Source organism: Pectobacterium atrosepticum, assembly GCF_000740965.1.
GTDB classification, from domain to species: Bacteria; Pseudomonadota; Gammaproteobacteria; order Enterobacterales; family Enterobacteriaceae; genus Pectobacterium; species Pectobacterium atrosepticum.
This window is the reverse complement of sequence record NZ_CP009125.1, coordinates 4,550,462-4,567,012: the sequence shown is the minus strand read 5'-3', so window position 1 is coordinate 4,567,012 and position 16,551 is coordinate 4,550,462. Positions and strand designations below refer to the sequence as shown.

General features: G+C 52.5%; 12 protein-coding genes and 2 pseudogenes. 8 read left to right on the top strand and 6 right to left on the bottom strand.

Going from position 1 to position 16,551, the window contains the following annotated elements; translation table 11 throughout:
- Positions 1 to 43: 43 nt before the first annotated feature.
- Positions 44 to 664 (bottom strand): homoserine/homoserine lactone efflux protein, encoded by a 621-nt coding sequence (gene rhtB, locus GZ59_RS20295; protein ID WP_011095641.1) that lies wholly within the window; start codon positions 662 to 664, stop codon positions 44 to 46.
- A gap of 132 nt (positions 665 to 796) precedes the next feature.
- Between rhtB and pldB the strand changes: the two genes are divergently transcribed.
- Together pldB and yigL are read left to right on the top strand one after the other, a co-directional pair.
- Positions 797 to 1,834, top strand: a complete 1,038-nt coding sequence (gene pldB / locus GZ59_RS20290; RefSeq protein WP_011095640.1) for a lysophospholipase L2 — start codon at positions 797 to 799, stop codon at positions 1,832 to 1,834.
- Between the two features lie 100 nt (positions 1,835 to 1,934).
- On the top strand, positions 1,935 to 2,735 hold the full coding sequence (gene yigL, locus GZ59_RS20285; RefSeq protein ID WP_039294126.1) for a sugar/pyridoxal phosphate phosphatase YigL: 801 nt from the start codon (positions 1,935 to 1,937) through the stop codon (positions 2,733 to 2,735).
- Positions 2,736 to 2,914: 179 nt separating this feature from the next.
- On the opposite strand, the gene glpQ is transcribed toward yigL, so the two are convergent.
- Together glpQ and glpT are read right to left on the bottom strand one after the other, a co-directional pair.
- Positions 2,915 to 4,000, bottom strand: a complete 1,086-nt coding sequence (gene glpQ, locus GZ59_RS20280) for a glycerophosphodiester phosphodiesterase (RefSeq protein WP_039294124.1) — start codon at positions 3,998 to 4,000, stop codon at positions 2,915 to 2,917.
- 75 nt (positions 4,001 to 4,075) lie between these two features.
- Entirely contained in the window at positions 4,076 to 5,425 is a 1,350-nt protein-coding gene (gene glpT, locus GZ59_RS20275) for a glycerol-3-phosphate transporter (protein ID WP_039294122.1), read from the bottom strand.
- Positions 5,426 to 5,744: 319 nt separating this feature from the next.
- Here glpT and glpA point away from each other — a divergent pair, with 319 nt between their 5' ends.
- The 4 genes from glpA (at position 5,745) to GZ59_RS20255 (ending at position 10,979) form a co-directional block, all read left to right on the top strand.
- Positions 5,745 to 7,415, top strand: coding sequence for an anaerobic glycerol-3-phosphate dehydrogenase subunit A (gene glpA / locus GZ59_RS20270; protein WP_011095636.1), 1,671 nt, complete (start codon positions 5,745 to 5,747; stop codon positions 7,413 to 7,415).
- Positions 7,405 to 8,667 (top strand): glycerol-3-phosphate dehydrogenase subunit GlpB, encoded by a 1,263-nt coding sequence (gene glpB / locus GZ59_RS20265; protein WP_039294119.1) that lies wholly within the window; start codon positions 7,405 to 7,407, stop codon positions 8,665 to 8,667. The genes glpA and glpB overlap by 11 nt, the downstream gene beginning before the upstream one ends.
- On the top strand, positions 8,664 to 9,875 hold the full coding sequence (gene glpC, locus GZ59_RS20260; RefSeq protein ID WP_011095634.1) for an anaerobic glycerol-3-phosphate dehydrogenase subunit GlpC: 1,212 nt from the start codon (positions 8,664 to 8,666) through the stop codon (positions 9,873 to 9,875). The genes glpB and glpC overlap by 4 nt, the downstream gene beginning before the upstream one ends.
- Positions 9,876 to 10,283: 408 nt before the next feature.
- The gene (locus GZ59_RS20255; protein ID WP_039294117.1) at positions 10,284 to 10,979 is read left to right on the top strand and encodes a pirin family protein; all 696 of its coding nucleotides are present in this window, start codon (positions 10,284 to 10,286) and stop codon (positions 10,977 to 10,979) included.
- A gap of 62 nt (positions 10,980 to 11,041) precedes the next feature.
- Here the strand turns inward: GZ59_RS20255 and GZ59_RS20250 are convergent, their stop codons facing one another.
- Positions 11,042 to 12,838 (bottom strand): glycoside hydrolase family 3 N-terminal domain-containing protein, encoded by a 1,797-nt coding sequence (locus tag GZ59_RS20250; protein WP_039294114.1) that lies wholly within the window; start codon positions 12,836 to 12,838, stop codon positions 11,042 to 11,044.
- A gap of 360 nt (positions 12,839 to 13,198) precedes the next feature.
- Between GZ59_RS20250 and GZ59_RS20245 the strand changes: the two are divergent.
- Positions 13,199 to 13,711, top strand: a pseudogene (locus tag GZ59_RS20245) (LacI family DNA-binding transcriptional regulator); the annotation flags it as partial.
- Here GZ59_RS20245 and GZ59_RS20240 read toward each other — a convergent pair.
- Positions 13,708 to 13,917, bottom strand: a pseudogene (locus GZ59_RS20240) (adenylyl-sulfate kinase); the annotation flags it as partial. The pseudogenes GZ59_RS20245 and GZ59_RS20240 overlap by 4 nt on opposite strands.
- 157 nt (positions 13,918 to 14,074) lie before the next feature.
- On the opposite strand from GZ59_RS20240, the gene GZ59_RS20235 reads away from it, so the two are divergent.
- Positions 14,075 to 15,451 (top strand): GntP family permease, encoded by a 1,377-nt coding sequence (locus GZ59_RS20235; protein WP_011095629.1) that lies wholly within the window; start codon positions 14,075 to 14,077, stop codon positions 15,449 to 15,451.
- Between the two features lie 343 nt (positions 15,452 to 15,794).
- On the opposite strand, the gene GZ59_RS20230 is transcribed toward GZ59_RS20235, so the two are convergent.
- Positions 15,795 to 16,388 carry a YhgN family NAAT transporter gene (locus tag GZ59_RS20230; RefSeq protein ID WP_011095628.1) on the bottom strand — a complete coding sequence of 198 codons (594 nt, stop codon included), beginning with the start codon at positions 16,386 to 16,388 and terminating at the stop codon, positions 15,795 to 15,797.
- Between the last annotated feature and the right edge of the window lie 163 nt (positions 16,389 to 16,551).

The window sequence follows — 16,551 nt, the reverse complement described above, 5'->3', positions numbered from 1 at the left end:
GAAACAAAAGCGCGCGGTGATTCGACACGGCGCGCTGTCTTCATCAGGCCTTTCTCGCTGTGGCGAGTAACGCGCCGACCAGCACGAACAGCGATCCAAATATCCGGTTGAGTGTCTTCATCTGCCGTGGGCCTTTCAGCCACCCGGCGATACGCGTGGCTAGCGTAGCGTAACCAATCATCACGATAATATCGACAACAACGGTGGTGATACCCAACACCAGATACTGTGCGGCCTGCGGCTGGTGAGGGATAATGAACTGCGGGAACAGCGCTGCCAGAAACACAATGCTTTTCGGGTTGGTCAGGTTCACCAGTATCGCACGTTTAAAGAGTTTACGACGCGGCATGACGCTGGCGAGTGCCTGAAGGTTGAGTGCGCCAGCGGCACGCCACTGCTGAATCCCTAGCCAAATAAGATAAGCCGCGCCCAGCCATTTCAGCACATCGAAAGCCAGCACAGACTGGTTAAGCAACGCACCCAACCCAATGCCTACCAGCACGATATGAATAGCCAGCCCGACTTGTAAACCACAGATTGACGCTGCCGCGCCGCGATAGCCGTGACTAATCCCCGTACTCATGGTGTTGATGGCACCCGAACCGGGCGACAGGCTGAGAATAAGTGTTGTGAGTAAGTAGGTTAACCACCAATCCAATGTCATGAAATCCTGCTCCTGAATCACGTTCTGTATTACGAGAGTCTGTCTGTTTTTTATGTCACAATACGCTCGTGATCCACCGCTTGTCATGTTCTTCCGCTAGCTTTGTTTTCCCTGTGTCACCGGAGAGGTGTGATGATTCAACGCCACAATACGTTGTTTACGTCGGAACGGTTAACACCTGAATCGTTAACGGCAGATCTGTTAACGCGAGAAGCGCAGTTTGCCGCTTTTGCTACCGGAGAATTACTGAATTTCTGGCGTCAGCGCGAAGAGGGCGAATTCTCTGGTGTGGATGATGTGCCGATCCGGTTTGTTCGCTTTACCGCGCCGCAACACGACAAGATTGTCGTGGTTTTTTCTGGCCGCATCGAAAGTTACGTCAAATATAGCGAAGTGGCGTATGACCTCTTTCATCGCGGCTATGATGTGCTCATCATGGATCACCGTGGGCAAGGGCGGTCTGGGCGGGTGCTGCAAGATGGCCACCGCGGACACGTGCAACGCTTCAGTGATTATGTCGATGATGCTGAAACACTGTGCCAGCAGCACATTGAACCTACGCGATATACCCGTCGGTTTGCGCTGGCGCATTCAATGGGCGGCGCGATTCTGGCACAGCTTTTGGTTCGTCAACCTGCGATGTTTGATGCGGCGGCGCTGTGTGCGCCGATGTTTGGCATTCGTTTACCGCTTCCTCATTGCGTTGCCGAGTGGATCGTCGATTGGGCGGAGCGTCACCCAGCGATACGTGATTATTACGCTATAGGCACGGGACAGTGGCGTCCTCTGCCTTATCGAATGAATGTGCTGACGCACAGCCGCGAACGCTACCAGCGTAGTATTCGATTTTACGCGGATTCGCCTGATTTGCGCGTAGGCGGCCCTACTTACCACTGGGTGCGTGAGGCGATACTGGCGGGGAAGTACCTGCTGACACAGGCCAGCGCCGTGACAACGCCGCTTCTGCTGCTACAAGCGGAAGAGGAGCGCGTGGTGGATAATCGCAGTCAGAATGTGTTTTGCCAGACACTGACGCAGAGCGGTGATGCCAATTCGAACGGCGTTTTGCAGGTTATCCACGGCGCGCGGCATGAAATTCTCTTTGAGACGGATCGTCTCCGCGCTCAGGCATTTGCGCTGATTTTTACGCACTTTGCGCGCTATCATTAATTTTAGACTGTTGGCACATCGCTCAACGGATACTGCCATCAACCTCGTTAATTTTTTGCGGCACGTGCCGCCAATACACCAGAAGTGAGATCTCATCGTTATGTACCATGTCGTTGCTTCCGATTTAGATGGCACACTGCTGTCACCTGACCACTCGCTGTCCCCGTATGCGAAAGAAACCCTCAGGCTGCTGACGGAGAAAGGGATTCACTTTGTGTTCGCTACCGGACGGCACCACATGGATGTCGCGCAGATCCGCGATAATCTCGGTATCAGCGCGTTTATGATTACCTCGAATGGTGCGCGTGTGCACAACTCGCAGGGTGAGCTGATTTTCAGTCACAATCTGGATCAGGACATTGCCCGCGACCTTTACAGCGTCGTACACACGAACCCCGATATGCTGACGCACGTTTACCGTGATGACGAGTGGTTTATGAACCGTCCGCGTGCGGAAGAAGAACGTTTCTTCAAAGAGTCGATCTTTAAATACAAGCTGTTCGAGCCCGCACTGCTCGAAACCGATGGCGTTAGCAAAGTATTCTTTACCTGCGATTCGCATGAACAACTGCTTCCGCTGGAAGAAGCGATCAACGCGCGCTGGGGCGACCGCGTCAATGTGAGCTTTTCGACCCTGACCTGTCTGGAAGTGATGGCGGGCGGCGTGTCTAAAGGCCATGCGCTGGAACAAGTGGCAAAGATTATCGGCTTCTCGCTCAAAGAGTGCGTGGCGTTTGGTGATGGCATGAACGACTACGAAATGCTGTCGATGGCCGGAAAAGGCTGCGTCATGGAGAACGCGCATCAGCGCCTAAAAGATTTACTGCCGGATCGTGAAGTGATTGGTTCTAACGCAGACAGCGCGGTGCCGAATTACCTGCGAGAACTGTTTCTGAAGTAAGCAGTGCATTATCGAACTGAGGTATTATCGGGTACGTCTGTACCCGATGGGAAAGCTGAACTTCAGCGATCGTTTAAGGATCGAGATACCGAGGGTGACCACGGTGCGAGGCATCCCTACGGGAGCCTCATCATCGTGTTTCCCTCTCAATCCATGCTTAAATGACTAGCATGAGAACTTCAGCGCGGCTTTTTCAGAAAATCGACTGCTTTGTCGGGAAAATCGGTGAACAGGCCGTCAACGTCCGCTTGATGGTAGAGAATGTCATAGAGTTGATCGATATCTTTGGCGTACGTCGGTAGCCTGTCGGCTCTTGCCGTAAACGGGTGCACCTGAAGTTTATGTTGATGCGCTTCCTTCACCATATTGGTAAAGGCGATGCTGTCAGGCGTCGAATCTTTCTGAACGAGCATGTGGTAGTCCGGGCCGATACCGTCTGCATAGGTCGCAATCTGTTTCATTGCACCGGGCTTTTGCATCCAATCGTAGTTGTAATTCACCCACGACCCATCGGCCTGTTTTTCGTAGGTTTCATTCCAGTCGGTATAGGCGATCAGTTGAATCAGGTTCAGATCCATTTTCATCTGCGGCTGCAATTCGGTTTTGATACGCTTTAACTCTGCAACATCAAACGATTGCAGGAAGACCCTATCGCTTTTCTCCGTATAGCCATACTGCTTCAGCACCGTCAGCGTTTCGCGGGCGATATCTTTCCCTTCCTGATGGTGAAACCACGGTGCTTTGATTTCAGGATAGAGGCCAATGTTCTTGCCGGTTGAGTGGTTCAGACCCTGAATAAATTCAATCTCTTCCTGAAAAGTATGAATACGGAAGTCGGATTTCCACATCGGGAAACGGTTTGGGTAGCTCTGTACCTGCTTGCCGTCTTTGATGTCGAACCCTTCGGTGAATTTCAGCGACTTGATCTCTTTTAGCGTGAAGTCGATGGCGTAAAAGCGTCCATCTTTACGGGCACGCTGAGGGAAACGCTCTGTCACATCGGTAACGCGATCCAGATAGTGATCGTGCAGGACAATAAGCGCGTTGTCTTTGGTGAGTACCAGATCCTGTTCCAGATAATCGACACCCTGAGCGTAGGCCATCGCCTTCGCCGGAAGCGTATGCTCGGGCAGATAGCCACTGGCACCGCGGTGGGCAATGACGATTTTGTCAGTTGATGAAGTGGAAATACTCGAGTGACTAGAAACACTAAAGGAAACGGAGAGCGCAAGGGCGGAGATCAGAGATGTTACGGTAACGTTCATGCGATCAAACCTCTTTCTGTCGAGAGAAAGGCGGCGTCATCAGGACGCCGCCAGAGGGATGCTTACAAGAGCGGGTTAGGCGCGATTGGCTAACTCTGCTTTATGCTTTTTCTCATTCAGCATAACAACAACCAGCAGAAGCACAGCCATAATGCTGCCGCCGATCATCACCATGAAACCGCCGTCCCAACCGAAGAAGTCAACGGTGTAGCCGACGATGGCGCTGGCGGCAACGGAGCCACCGAGGTAGCCGAACAGGCCGGTGAAGCCCGCCGCAGTACCAGCCGCTTTCTTCGGTGCCAGTTCCAGCGCGTGTAGACCAATAAGCATAACCGGACCGTAAATCAGGAAGCCGATGATGATCATACAGGCCATGTCCACACCCGGATTACCGGCTGGGTTCATCCAGTAAACGACGGTGGCGATGGTGACAAGTACCATGAAGAACACGCCCGTTGCACCACGGTTACCTTTGAACACCTTATCAGACATCCAACCGCACAGCAGCGTGCCCGGAATACCCGCGTATTCGTACAGGAAGTACGCCCAGGACGATTTATCCAGTGCGAAGTGTTTAACTTCTTTCAGGTAAGTCGGTGACCAGTCGAGGATGCCGTAACGCAGCAGGTAAACGAACACGTTGGCGATAGCGATATACCACAGCAGTTTGTTCGGGAAAACGTACTGCATGAAGATCTGCTTAGCGGTCAGCTCTTCTTCTGCTTTTTCATTGTAATCAACCGGATAATCGTTTTTGTACTCTTCAATCGGTGGCAGACCACAAGATTGCGGTGTGTCACGCATCAGTGCAAAAGCGATCATGGCAACCAGAATGGCGGCGAATGCCGGCATATAGAGCGCCGCTTTCCAGTCGTTGAACCAGGCCATACCCAGCAGGAACAGCAGAGGGGGAAGCCCACCACCGACGTTATGCGCACAGTTCCATACAGATACGATGCTGCCACGTTCTTTCTGTGACCACCAGTGAACCATAGTACGTCCGCACGGCGGCCAGCCCATGCCCTGGAACCATCCGCACAGGAACAGTAGGACGAACATAATCGCAATGCTTGACGTTGCCCACGGTACGAAGCCCATGAACAGCATGACCGCAGCTGACAGAATCAGACCGGCGGGCAGGAACACTCGCGGGTTAGAACGGTCGGATATCGATCCCATGATGAATTTGGAAAAGCCGTAGGCGATGGAGATACCGGACAGCGCAAAGCCAAGGTCACCACGTGAGAAGCCCTGTTCAATCAGATAAGGCATCGCCAGTGTGAAGTTTTTACGTACCAGATAGTAGGCGGCGTAGCCAAAAAAGATCCCCATGAAAATCTGCCAACGCAGGCGACGATAGACGGGATCGACGTGATCTTGCGACACGCGTGGCTGGTGGGCGGCGGGCCTAAAAATACTCAGCATAGATATCTCCAATGCGAAAAAAAACGATAGCTTTTTTGTTCTATTACGAACGTTATTGTAAGGGGCTAGCGTACAAATGAGTGTGATTCATGACGCTAATGTTACACTTTTATGAAACTGTGACGATTTTTGCGCTCATGTTAACAGAATCGGAAAATCTCACAGTGTGGTTTTAGTGATACAAATCACACTTATGGTTTTTAAACTCCCCTTTATTTTCGTTTAGTGTTCGTTTTTGCTCTTTATCAAACATTAACCCTTCTTTTTGTGTCCCAATAGCAACATACATATCCTCTATATCCCCGCCTGGAGCGAGAACATGAAGCAAAACACTGGGAACTGGCGTGAAACTGACGTGGTTGTCATCGGTGGTGGTGCGACAGGGGCGGGTACGGCACGAGACTGTGCCCTGCGCGGACTGCGCTGCTTGTTGCTTGAACGTTATGATATTGCGACTGGGGCTACCGGGCGTAATCACGGCTTATTACATAGCGGTGCCCGCTATGCGGTGACGGATGGTGAATCTGCCCGCGAATGCATTGAAGAGAACCAGATTCTCCGGCGGATCGCCCGACACTGTATTGAGCCTACCGACGGTTTGTTTATCACCTTGCCGGAAGACGATCTCGGCTGGCAGGCGCAGTTCATTACCGCTTGCCAGCAGGCGGGGATTGGCGCGCAGGCGCTGGATCCGCAGGAAGCGCTGCGGCTGGAACCCGCAGCAAACCCGACGCTGATTGGCGCGGTGCGCGTGCCGGATGGCTCTGTCGATCCTTTTCGCCTGACGGCGGCCAACATGATTGATGCCTGTGAGCACGGCGCGGAAGTGTTGACCTATCATGAGGTCATCGGGCTAATTCGTCAGGGTGACCGTATTACCGGTGTGCGCGTTTTCGACCATAAAAAAGGTGTAGAAACAGAAATATACGCGCAGGTGGTGGTCAATGCCGGTGGTATCTGGGGACAACACATTGCGGAATATGCCGATCTGCGCGTGCGCATGTTCCCGGCAAAAGGCGCACTGCTAATTCTTGGACATCGCATCAACAATATGGTGATCAACCGCTGTCGCAAACCGGCAGATGCCGACATTCTGGTGCCGGGCGATACCATTTCGCTGATTGGCACCACCTCAACCCACATCGACTACGATCAGATCGACAATATGCTGGTGACGCCTGCTGAAGTGGAAACGCTGATGCGGGAAGGTTCGATGCTGGCTCCCGCGCTGGCAAGCACGCGAATTCTACGCGCCTATGCGGGTGTACGACCTTTGGTTGCCAACGATAGCGATCCCAGCGGGCGTAGCGTGAGTCGCGGCATTGTGCTGCTCGACCATGCTAGCCGCGACGGGCTGGAAGGATTTATTACCATCACCGGCGGCAAGCTGATGACCTATCGCCTGATGGCGGAATGGGTGACGGACGCTATCTGCAAAAAGCTGGGTCATGATGTTGCCTGTTCGACTGCACAGACGCCGCTGCCCGGTTCTGAATCGCTGGATGAAGTGAAAACCGTCCCCCACGCCCTGTCAGCGTATCCCGCGGCAAAACCGCTCTCTGCGCCGCTACGTGGTTCGGCGATTTATCGCCACGGTGAACGCGCTGGGCGAATGCTGTCCGGTGAACGTCTGGACCGCAGTTTGGTGTGCGAATGTGAGGCCGTGACGGCGGGTGAAGTGCGCTACGCCGTGGAGTCATTGCAGGTGAATAACCTGATTGATTTACGCCGGCGTACTCGCGTTGGCATGGGCACCTGTCAGGGTGAGCTGTGCGCCTGCCGCGCGGCAGGGCTGTTGTGCCGTCTGGGCACCGCGACGCCAGAGCAGTCGCTTACGCAGCTTAGCCAGTTTTTAAACGAACGCTGGAAAGGCATTCGCCCGGTTGCGTGGGGCAATGCGCTGCGCGAAAGCGAGTTTACCAGTTGGATTTATCAGGGATTGTGCGGCCTAACGGCCAGCGACAGTCAGGAGGATCGTCATGCGCTATGACGTTGTGATTATCGGCGGCGGGCTGGCAGGGCTGACCTGTGGTATCCGCTTGGCAGAGCAGGGAAAACGCTGCGCGATTGTCAGTGCTGGGCAGAATGCACTGCATTTTTCTTCCGGGGCGCTGGATTTGCTTTCTCATCTCCCTGACGGACAGCCCGTTAGCCAGCCGCTCGATGCGCTGGACGAGCTGGCGCGTCAGGCCCCTCATCACCCTTATTCTCGTATGGGTGCGGCGGCGGTTGCCGCACTGTTACCACAGGTCGAGGCGTTGTTGGAACGCAGCAATATCTCCCTGTTGGGCAATCATCAGCAGAACCACTGGCGTATGACGCCGTTAGGTAAGTTTCGTGCATGCTGGCTAAGCCCGGTTGACGGTGTCACGCGTGGCCTAGCGGATTCGCATTTTGGCGACAATCCGCTCATTGCCGGTATTGAAGGCTTTCTGGATTTTCAGTCCCGAATCGTGGCTGGCACGCTTCAGACGCAGGGGATCGCGGCACGTAGTGATGAACTCAAGCTGCCCGTGCTGGATCGGTTGCGTCAAAATCCCAGTGAATTCCGTGCGGTAAATATCGCTCGTCTACTGGATCGACCTGAAAACCGCTCGGCGCTGGTGGAAGAGCTATCGCTTCTGGCTAACGGTAATGATGCCATCATCATGCCCGCCTGTCTGGGATTGGACAGCCCCGAGATCGTGAGTGAACTCGCTGATGCGTTAGGTAAACCGGTGCTGCTGCTGCCGACATTACCGCCGTCAGTACTCGGGTTACGTTTGCATCAGGCGCTGTCACAGCGTTTCCGCCAATTGGGTGGCATGGTGATGCCGGGCGATCGCGCGGTGCGCGCCTCGTTGTCTCCGCAGGAGATCGCAGTCCATAGCCACCATCACCGTGATATTCCGCTGCGGGCGAAGCACGCGGTGCTGGCGAGCGGTAGCTTCTTCAGTAACGGGCTAGTGACACAGTTCGATCGGGTGACTGAACCGGTCTTTGGGCTGGATGTTCGGTTTGCTGACCAGCGCGAAGGCTGGAGCCAGCAGGACGTGTTTGCGCCGCAGCCCTATATGCAATTTGGCGCGATTGTCGATGAACACCTGCACCCGCGTATCGCGGGTGAGACAGTCAACAATCTGTACGCGATTGGCGCGGTGCTGGAAGGCTTCGACCCGATTGTGCAGGGATGTGGGGCTGGCGTTTCCTTACTCAGCGCGCTCCATGTTGCCGAACAGATCCTGAAGGAGGGCAATCCATGAGCCTGCTTAGCGATAACAGTTTTGAAGATTGCATCAAATGTACGGTCTGTACTACGTACTGCCCGGTTTCGCGTGTGAATCCGCTTTATCCTGGCCCGAAACAGGCTGGGCCGGACGGCGAGCGCCTGCGCCGCAAAGATCCGGCGCTGTACGATGATGCGCTGAAATACTGCACCAACTGCAAACGCTGTGAGGTTGCGTGCCCATCGGATGTCAAAATTGGCGACATTATTCAGCGTGCGAAAGCGACACACAGCAATCATAAGCCAACGTTGCGCGACGCGATTCTGAGCCATACCGACTTCATGGGGTCGATTGCCACGCCGTTTGCGCCGTTGGTCAATACGGCTACCAGCCTGAAACCAGTGCGCCAACTGCTGGATAAGGCGTTGAAAATCGACCATCGTCGTCAATTGCCTAAATATTCGTTCGGCACCTTTCGGCGCTGGTATCGTCAGCAGGCTGCAAAGCAGCAGGCTTATGATGAGCAGGTCGCTTACTTCCACGGCTGCTATGTGAACTACAACGACCCACAGCTGGGGAAAGATCTGGTTCAGGTCTTCAACGCGATGGGCATTGGCGTCCAGTTGCTGAATAAAGAGAAGTGCTGCGGTGTACCGCTGATCGCGAATGGTTTTCACGACAAGGCTAGAAAGCAGGCGCATGCGAATATCAAATCGCTGGATGAGGCGATCAATCAGAAATCCCTGCCAGTGGTCGCGACGTCATCTAGCTGTACGTTCACGCTGCGGGACGAATACCCACATCTGTTGGGTGTGGACAACGGCCATGTGCGCGATGGTATCGAACTCGTGACGCGTCAGCTCTATCGCCTGTTGGAAGAAGAAGGGCGAACGCTGCCGCTGCGTAAGTTACCGCTGCGGGTGGCGTATCACACGCCTTGCCACTTGGAACGGATGGGCTGGACGGCGTATACCTTAGCGCTGCTGCAACGCATCCCCGGTCTTGAACTGGTGATGCTGGATTCCCAGTGCTGCGGTATTGCGGGTACTTACGGTTTCAAGAAAGAGAATTATGCCACGTCGCAGGGCATTGGCGCTCCGCTGTTCCAGCAGATTGAAGAAAGCGGTGTCGATATCGTGGTGACGGATTGCGAAACCTGTAAATGGCAGATTGAGATGTCGACCAGCAAGTTATGTGAGCACCCGATCACGCTGTTGGCGAGGTCATTAGCGCAGCCAGAGTAAGAGCAGAAGGGGAGCAAAGCGGGCCGTTCTTCAGTCCGTATTGAGAATAAGAATTTATCGCAAAAAGCACTTTACAAGTGCGAATGATAATGATTATTATTGCTGTGCGTTCCGGGGAACGATGTCATGTACCTGTGTTAATGATGAATTGTTTAACGATAAATTGTTTAACGATGATTTGTTAAGGGTGTTTATGACGATCCAGCTTCCCTGCGAAGGCACGACATTGCTCACATTGCTTCCAGTATTATTTAGCCAGCTCGGGTGCTGGCTTTTTTTTTGCTATTTCCTCGCTCCAGAGTCCTTCATCCCGTTCTGATTTTTCGAACAGAGCGGTGAGTTTTTTGCGCTATCTTATTTACCGCCGCCCGTTACACTTTCCTTATCAGAAACTCAGGAGGAAAGAACATGATCTATTTACGTCAAGCGCAGGATCGCGGACATGCGAATCACGGCTGGCTCGACAGTTGGCACACGTTCTCATTCGCCGATTATTACGATCCTGATTTCATGGGATTCTCAGCACTGCGCGTGATTAACGAAGACTTTATCGACGGCGGTCAGGGCTTCGGCACGCACCCGCACAAAGATATGGAAATTTTGACCTATGTCTTGTCTGGTGCGGTTGAGCATCAGGACAGCATGGAAAATAAAGAGCAGGTGCCTGCGGGCGAATTCCAGATTATGAGCGCGGGAACGGGCATTCGTCACTCTGAGTACAATGCCAGCAAAGATGAACAGCTGCACCTGTATCAAATCTGGATTATCCCGGAAAAAACCGGGCTGACACCGCGCTACGAGCAGAAGCGTTTTGATGTGCTTCAAGGGCGTCAACTGGTGCTGTCACCGGATGCGCGTGAAGGCTCGCTGAAAGTCTTTCAGGACATGACGCTGTGGCGCTGGGCGCTGAAAGCGCAGGAACAATCGGTGTATCAGATTCAGGCTGACCGTCGCGTTTGGGTTCAAGTGGTGCGCGGCAGTGTAGAGATTAACGGCCAGAAAGCGGAAACCAGCGATGCGTTCGCTGTTTGGGACGAAACGGCTATTTCTGTACACGCCAGCGAAGACAGCGAAATTCTGCTGTTTGATTTGCCGCCAGTATAACGACGACGAAGAAATAACGGATAAGCCCGCGTAGGAAAGGACGCGGGCTTATTTCTGCCACATTACCAGCTCAGTCCAAACCCTCTGGGAAATGCCACCGTACCGGTATTCGTTTCCACATCGTAGTTTTGCCAGATATTGACAGGGAGTTTCCCCTGTGGAGCGCGCTTACCTGTCAGTACCTCTGCCAAAGATCTCATCGAGTGACCACGCCAGATACCGTTGTCATACCCGTAATAGGAATAGGTTGCGACAGCAGCATTAACGTCGCCAGCGTAGTTGATAATGTCATACGGTGCGCGTAAAGAAAGGTGAACGCGTTTTTTCCCCAAATCGGTAGCATGTCGTAACCAGCTAGGGTAAGGATTATTAGCGACACCGTCTTTTGCTTGTGCGGTGGCGATGCCATCCAGCTCAACTGGCGTAAAGCTGGTTGACAGCGTCCCGAGAAGAAATATGTCACAGTTGGAAATATGATCTCTGACTTGGGCATCGGTCAGTTCCGTTTCCTTTGCAGCAACCACATTCAGATATCCCTCCTGTGTCATCACGGCTGCAATGCCTTTGGCCTGCTCTCCCCAGGGCGTCAGGATAAAATAGCGCAGGGTTTTGTCTTTTAATGGCAGCAGTGATTGCTGGTTGATCACCACGGTTATGGAACGATCGGCAATGTATTTTTCTACCTCGTATCCCTGTGTTGCAGAGGCGTCAGCGACGGTTTGTTTTTTCTCACATAAAAGGTGATACCGTGCTTTGAGGGTTAAAATTCTCTCTACCGATGCATCAATCTCGGCTTCTCCGATGTTCCCTTTCTTCACCATGTCCACAATGTGCTGGATCAAGTCTGGCAAGAGTTTTATCTGATCCGGAGATGAAATACTGATGGGCATCAGGGCTATATCTACGCCAGCGGTGAACACCTGTCGAACGGCTTCTTCCTGACTGAAGTGATCGGCAATTGCGCCCATATCCAGTGCATCTGAAATCGTCACGCCAGCATAACCCAACTCACCGCGTAGGATATCAGTCTGGATCGCATGTGACATGGTCGCAGGCACCGTAATTTTCTCACCACTACGTGTAGTAACCTGAGAGTTATCCAGTGACGGATACTGAATATGAGCCGTCATGACCATATCCGGTGCTGCCTGGTTATCAATAGCCCGCTTATAAGGCATGATATCAATGGCAAAGGCGTCTTTTCGTGTGCGGTCGACACGAGGCAGGCCAGTATGAGAATCCGTGGATGTACTACCGTGCCCCGGAAAATGCTTGTAAGCGGTAATCAATCCTTGCTGTTTCATGCCTGCCGTCATTTTTTCCGCCAAACGATAAACGGTGTCCGCATCGTCGCTGAAAGCGCGCACGTTAATGACTGGGTTGAAAGGGTTAGTGTTGACATCAACGACCGGTGCAAAGTTGGTATTGATATGCATAAAAATCATGTCTTGTGCCATCAGACGGCCCTGTTCACTGGCAATCTGTATATCGGAACCCCCTTCAATCGCTGAAGATAGCGCCATATTACCGGGAAATGATGCATAATCGCTGCGAGGTAGGCGGAAAACGTTGCCCCCTTCGTTATCTGTGCTAATGAATAATCGGACGCCGCCACGGGTTTCCATCGCGGCATACCAAGCTGTCAGTTTTTCAATTTGCTGCTTATCTTTCAGATTGTTTGCAAACAGGATCACGCCACCAATATGGTGATCCGTGATTAATTTGCCTACCGTTTCATCGGGAACTGTCATGTCCTGATTGCTTTTTCCCGTTGGATCCCAGTAGCGAAAGTCCAGCATGAGCTTTTGTCCTATTTTCTCTTCCAGCGTCATTGCGTTTATTTTCTGTTTAATATTCATAAAATATTTCCTTATTCAGGCCAAGGTTTAATGACAGAGACATAATATTTAAGTGCTATAACGTCACCTGTCATTTTTTACATGCACTTATCAGACAGTCATATTCTGAAAATCTATTAAATAAGGTATAAAAAAGAGTAAATATTAATTTTCATTAGTAATGTTTTTAATATTTAGGCGTTGGGGTAATTGATAGGAAGCGCTAAAATAAGCTAAATCATTATTATTAAAGTGGATAATTAAAGGACCTTCCGTATTTTCTGGCACACTTAAATTATTTTAATCCCCTCCACCTTTACTTTCTTTTCGTTTTTTTTTGCTAGACTTAGGTTATTGTTTTTCAGGAATTTTTAGTCGACGATGAAGAAGAAAAGACCCGTTCCCCAGGATGTTGCTGACCGCGTTGGGATTACCAAAATGACGGTAAGCCGCTATTTGCGTAACCCCGCTCAGGTGTCCGCCGCCTTGCAGGAAAAGATCGCCATCGCGTTGGATGAGCTGGGTTATATCCCTAATCTTGCACCTAATATGCTCGCTAGCTCTACCAGCCGGGCGATTGGCGTATTGTTGCAATCATTAACCAATCAGGTTTTCGCTGAGGTATTGCGTGGGATTGAACGCACGGCGGAAGCGCACGGTTACCAGACCATGCTGGCGCATTATGGCTATCATCCTGACAGAGAAGAACAGCGTTTGACTTCACTGCTGTCGTATCACATTGACGGGCTTATTCTGGCTGAACGCACCCACACGCCGCGAACGCGTCAGATGCTGGATGTTGCTGGCATTCCGGTGGTGGAACTGATGGATTCCGTTTCACCCTGTCTGGATATGGCTGTCGGGTTTGATAACGTCGAAGCCGCCCGTCAGCTGTAGGCGACATCGCTGATCCGCTCCAACCACGGTGCGCGGTCGTTATCATTCAACGGTGTACCGCTGGCCATTTTCTGGATATTGGCGCGTGGGTGCAGATCGTCGCCATCAATAAATTTTGCCTCAATGGCGCGGCCAAGTTCAGTGCCAACTGAGGATTTTCCACTGCCTGATACGCCCATCAGAATAATGCTTCGACCTGACATAATTTGATCTCTATCCCAAATTGTAAATCAAATGATACTTAATGGTTCCGGAATTTAACATGTTACCCGTATCATATTGCCGGTATCAAATGATGGCGCGATACACCTCACAAACAATCAGCCAATCCAGACCGGTGCCCTAAAGAGATTATTAACGATGACAGAAATAACATCCGCTTATAGTGCTAGTGTGCTATTAACCATCGCCGCAGGTTCGGTCGCACTGTTACTAGTGCTGATTATGCGCTTCCGCGTTCACGCGTTTCTGGCGTTGACGCTGGTGAGCCTGATCACGGCGCTGGCGACAAAAACACCTTTCGAGAAACTCGTTCCTACGCTGCTCAGTGGTTTCGGCAGCACGTTGGCATCCGTTGCCCTGCTGGTTGGTTTGGGGGCAATGATTGGCCGCCTGTTGGAAGTTACCGGTGGTGCGAATGTGCTGGCGGATACGCTAATCAATAAATTTGGTGAGAAACGTGCGCCTTTCGCGCTGGGTCTTGCCTCGCTGCTGTTCGGCTTCCCGATCTTTTTCGACGCTGGGCTGATCGTGATGCTGCCGATTATTTTCAGTGTGGCGAAACGTTTTGGCGGTTCAACGCTAACCTATGCATTCCCTGCTGCGGGCGCTTTTGCCGTTATGCACGCCTTGCTGCCGCCACATCCCGGCCCGGTTGCCGCTAGCGAACTGCTGGGGGCCAACATTGGTCTGCTAGTGCTGGTGGGTGCCGTGATTGCTTTCCCCACCTGGTATTTTGGCGGTTATCTGTTCGGCCTGTGGGCGGGTAAAAAATTCCATTTGCCGTTGCCGTCAACGTTCCTGACTGAAGTCAAAGCGGATGAGCAGCATACGCCGCCTCCGTTCAGCGTGGTGATGTGGGTGCTGTTGCTGCCACTGATCCTGATTTTCCTCGATACGGGATTGAATACCCTGACGGTAATGGGCGTCATCAGTGGTGATAGCAGTCTGGTGCAGTTCCTGCGGATGCTTGGGAAAACGCCGGTTGCGCTGCTGATTACCGTCTTGTTCGCCATGATTATGTTTAGCGGCCAGCATAGCCGTAGACATCTTGAGAAGATTTGTGAAGGCGCACTGGGGCCGGTTTGCTCAATTATTTTGGTCACCGGTGCGGGCGGTATGTTCGGTGGTGTTCTACGTTCTAGCGGTATTGGTGATGCATTGTCTGGCGTGTTGGCTGATACCGGTATGCCAGTGATTGTGGCCGCGTTTGTAGTGTCTGCGGCGCTGCGTGTCGCGCAGGGTTCGGCGACGGTGGCATTGACGACCACGGCGGCGCTGATGGCGCCTGCGGTTGCGGCGACTCCCGGCCTGAGCCAGTTCGATCTCTGTTTTATCGTGGTGGCAATTGCGGGTGGTGCGACCGTGTTGTCGCATGTGAACGACTCAGGCTTCTGGCTGGTTGGCCGCTTCCTCGAAATGGATGAGAAAACGACCCTGAAAACCTGGACGGTGATGGAAACGCTGCTCGGCACCATCGCGTTCCTGATCGCGTTAGTGGGGAGCATTTTCCTCTGATGTGTTTAACCCTCCTCTTACAAGGGAAGGTTTTGACATTAATCCGGCGTAAAAATTATGCAGCGGTGATCATGAGCACCGAGTGAGCGGCATGGATGCCGCGAAAGCCAGTGCCGCGTATGGAACGCGTCACTGGTGGCTCGAAGGGTGATCATGAACGCCGATGGCACCGCGTAGCGGCATGATTTAGCCGGAAGCCTGGGTTCGCAGGGCGGCGGCGACTGAGCGCCCTGCGTCGGGCGCGTGCTACGGAGTAGCATGGAAATTACGGTATTATCGCGCACGAAACCGTCTATTAGTCGGCATAAAAAATGTGACTAAGACATTGGGGACAACGACGCGTCTATAACTTCATGTAAGCACGTATGCCGTCGAGGAACATCTGCGTCGATAGCATCACCAGAATCAGGCCCATCAATTTCTCCAGCGCGCTCACGCCTTTCTCACCCAGCAAACGCAAGAACAAATCAGACATCAGCAAGATGATGAAAGAGATCGTCCAGGCGATAAACAGTGCCAGCGTCAGATGGGATAACTGATTGGGATACTGGTGGGAAAGCAGCATCAGCGCAGCCAGAATCGACGGCCCCGCCACCAATGGAATCGCCATTGGCACCAGAAACGGTTCTTCTCCAGCTGGCAGTCCGCTGCTATTGCCTTCCTGCGAGGGGAAAATCATCCGAATCGCAATGAGGAACAGCACGATACCGCCGGAAATAGATACCGTTTCGGTGCGCAGATTCAGGAACGCCAGAATGTGTTCACCGGCGAACAGGAAAATCAGCATCAGCCCGAGCGCAATCAGCATTTCGCGGATCAGCACCACACGTCGGCGTTTAGGGTCGAGGTGCTTGAGTACGGACATGAAAATCGGCAGGTTGCCGAGTGGGTCCATTATGAGCAACAGCAGTACTGTTGCAGAGATCATTTCTGTCATGTTGGTTCTTTACTCCCAAAACAGTGTTTCCTGACCGGGGCCATCTTCATGGACTGACCAACGTTATTATCCTGTGCCAGGTTGATGATATTAGAATGACTGCTGAAAAATGCCGTACTATCGAATAAATTCACTTGCGACTTTATGTACATTTTGTAAGGTT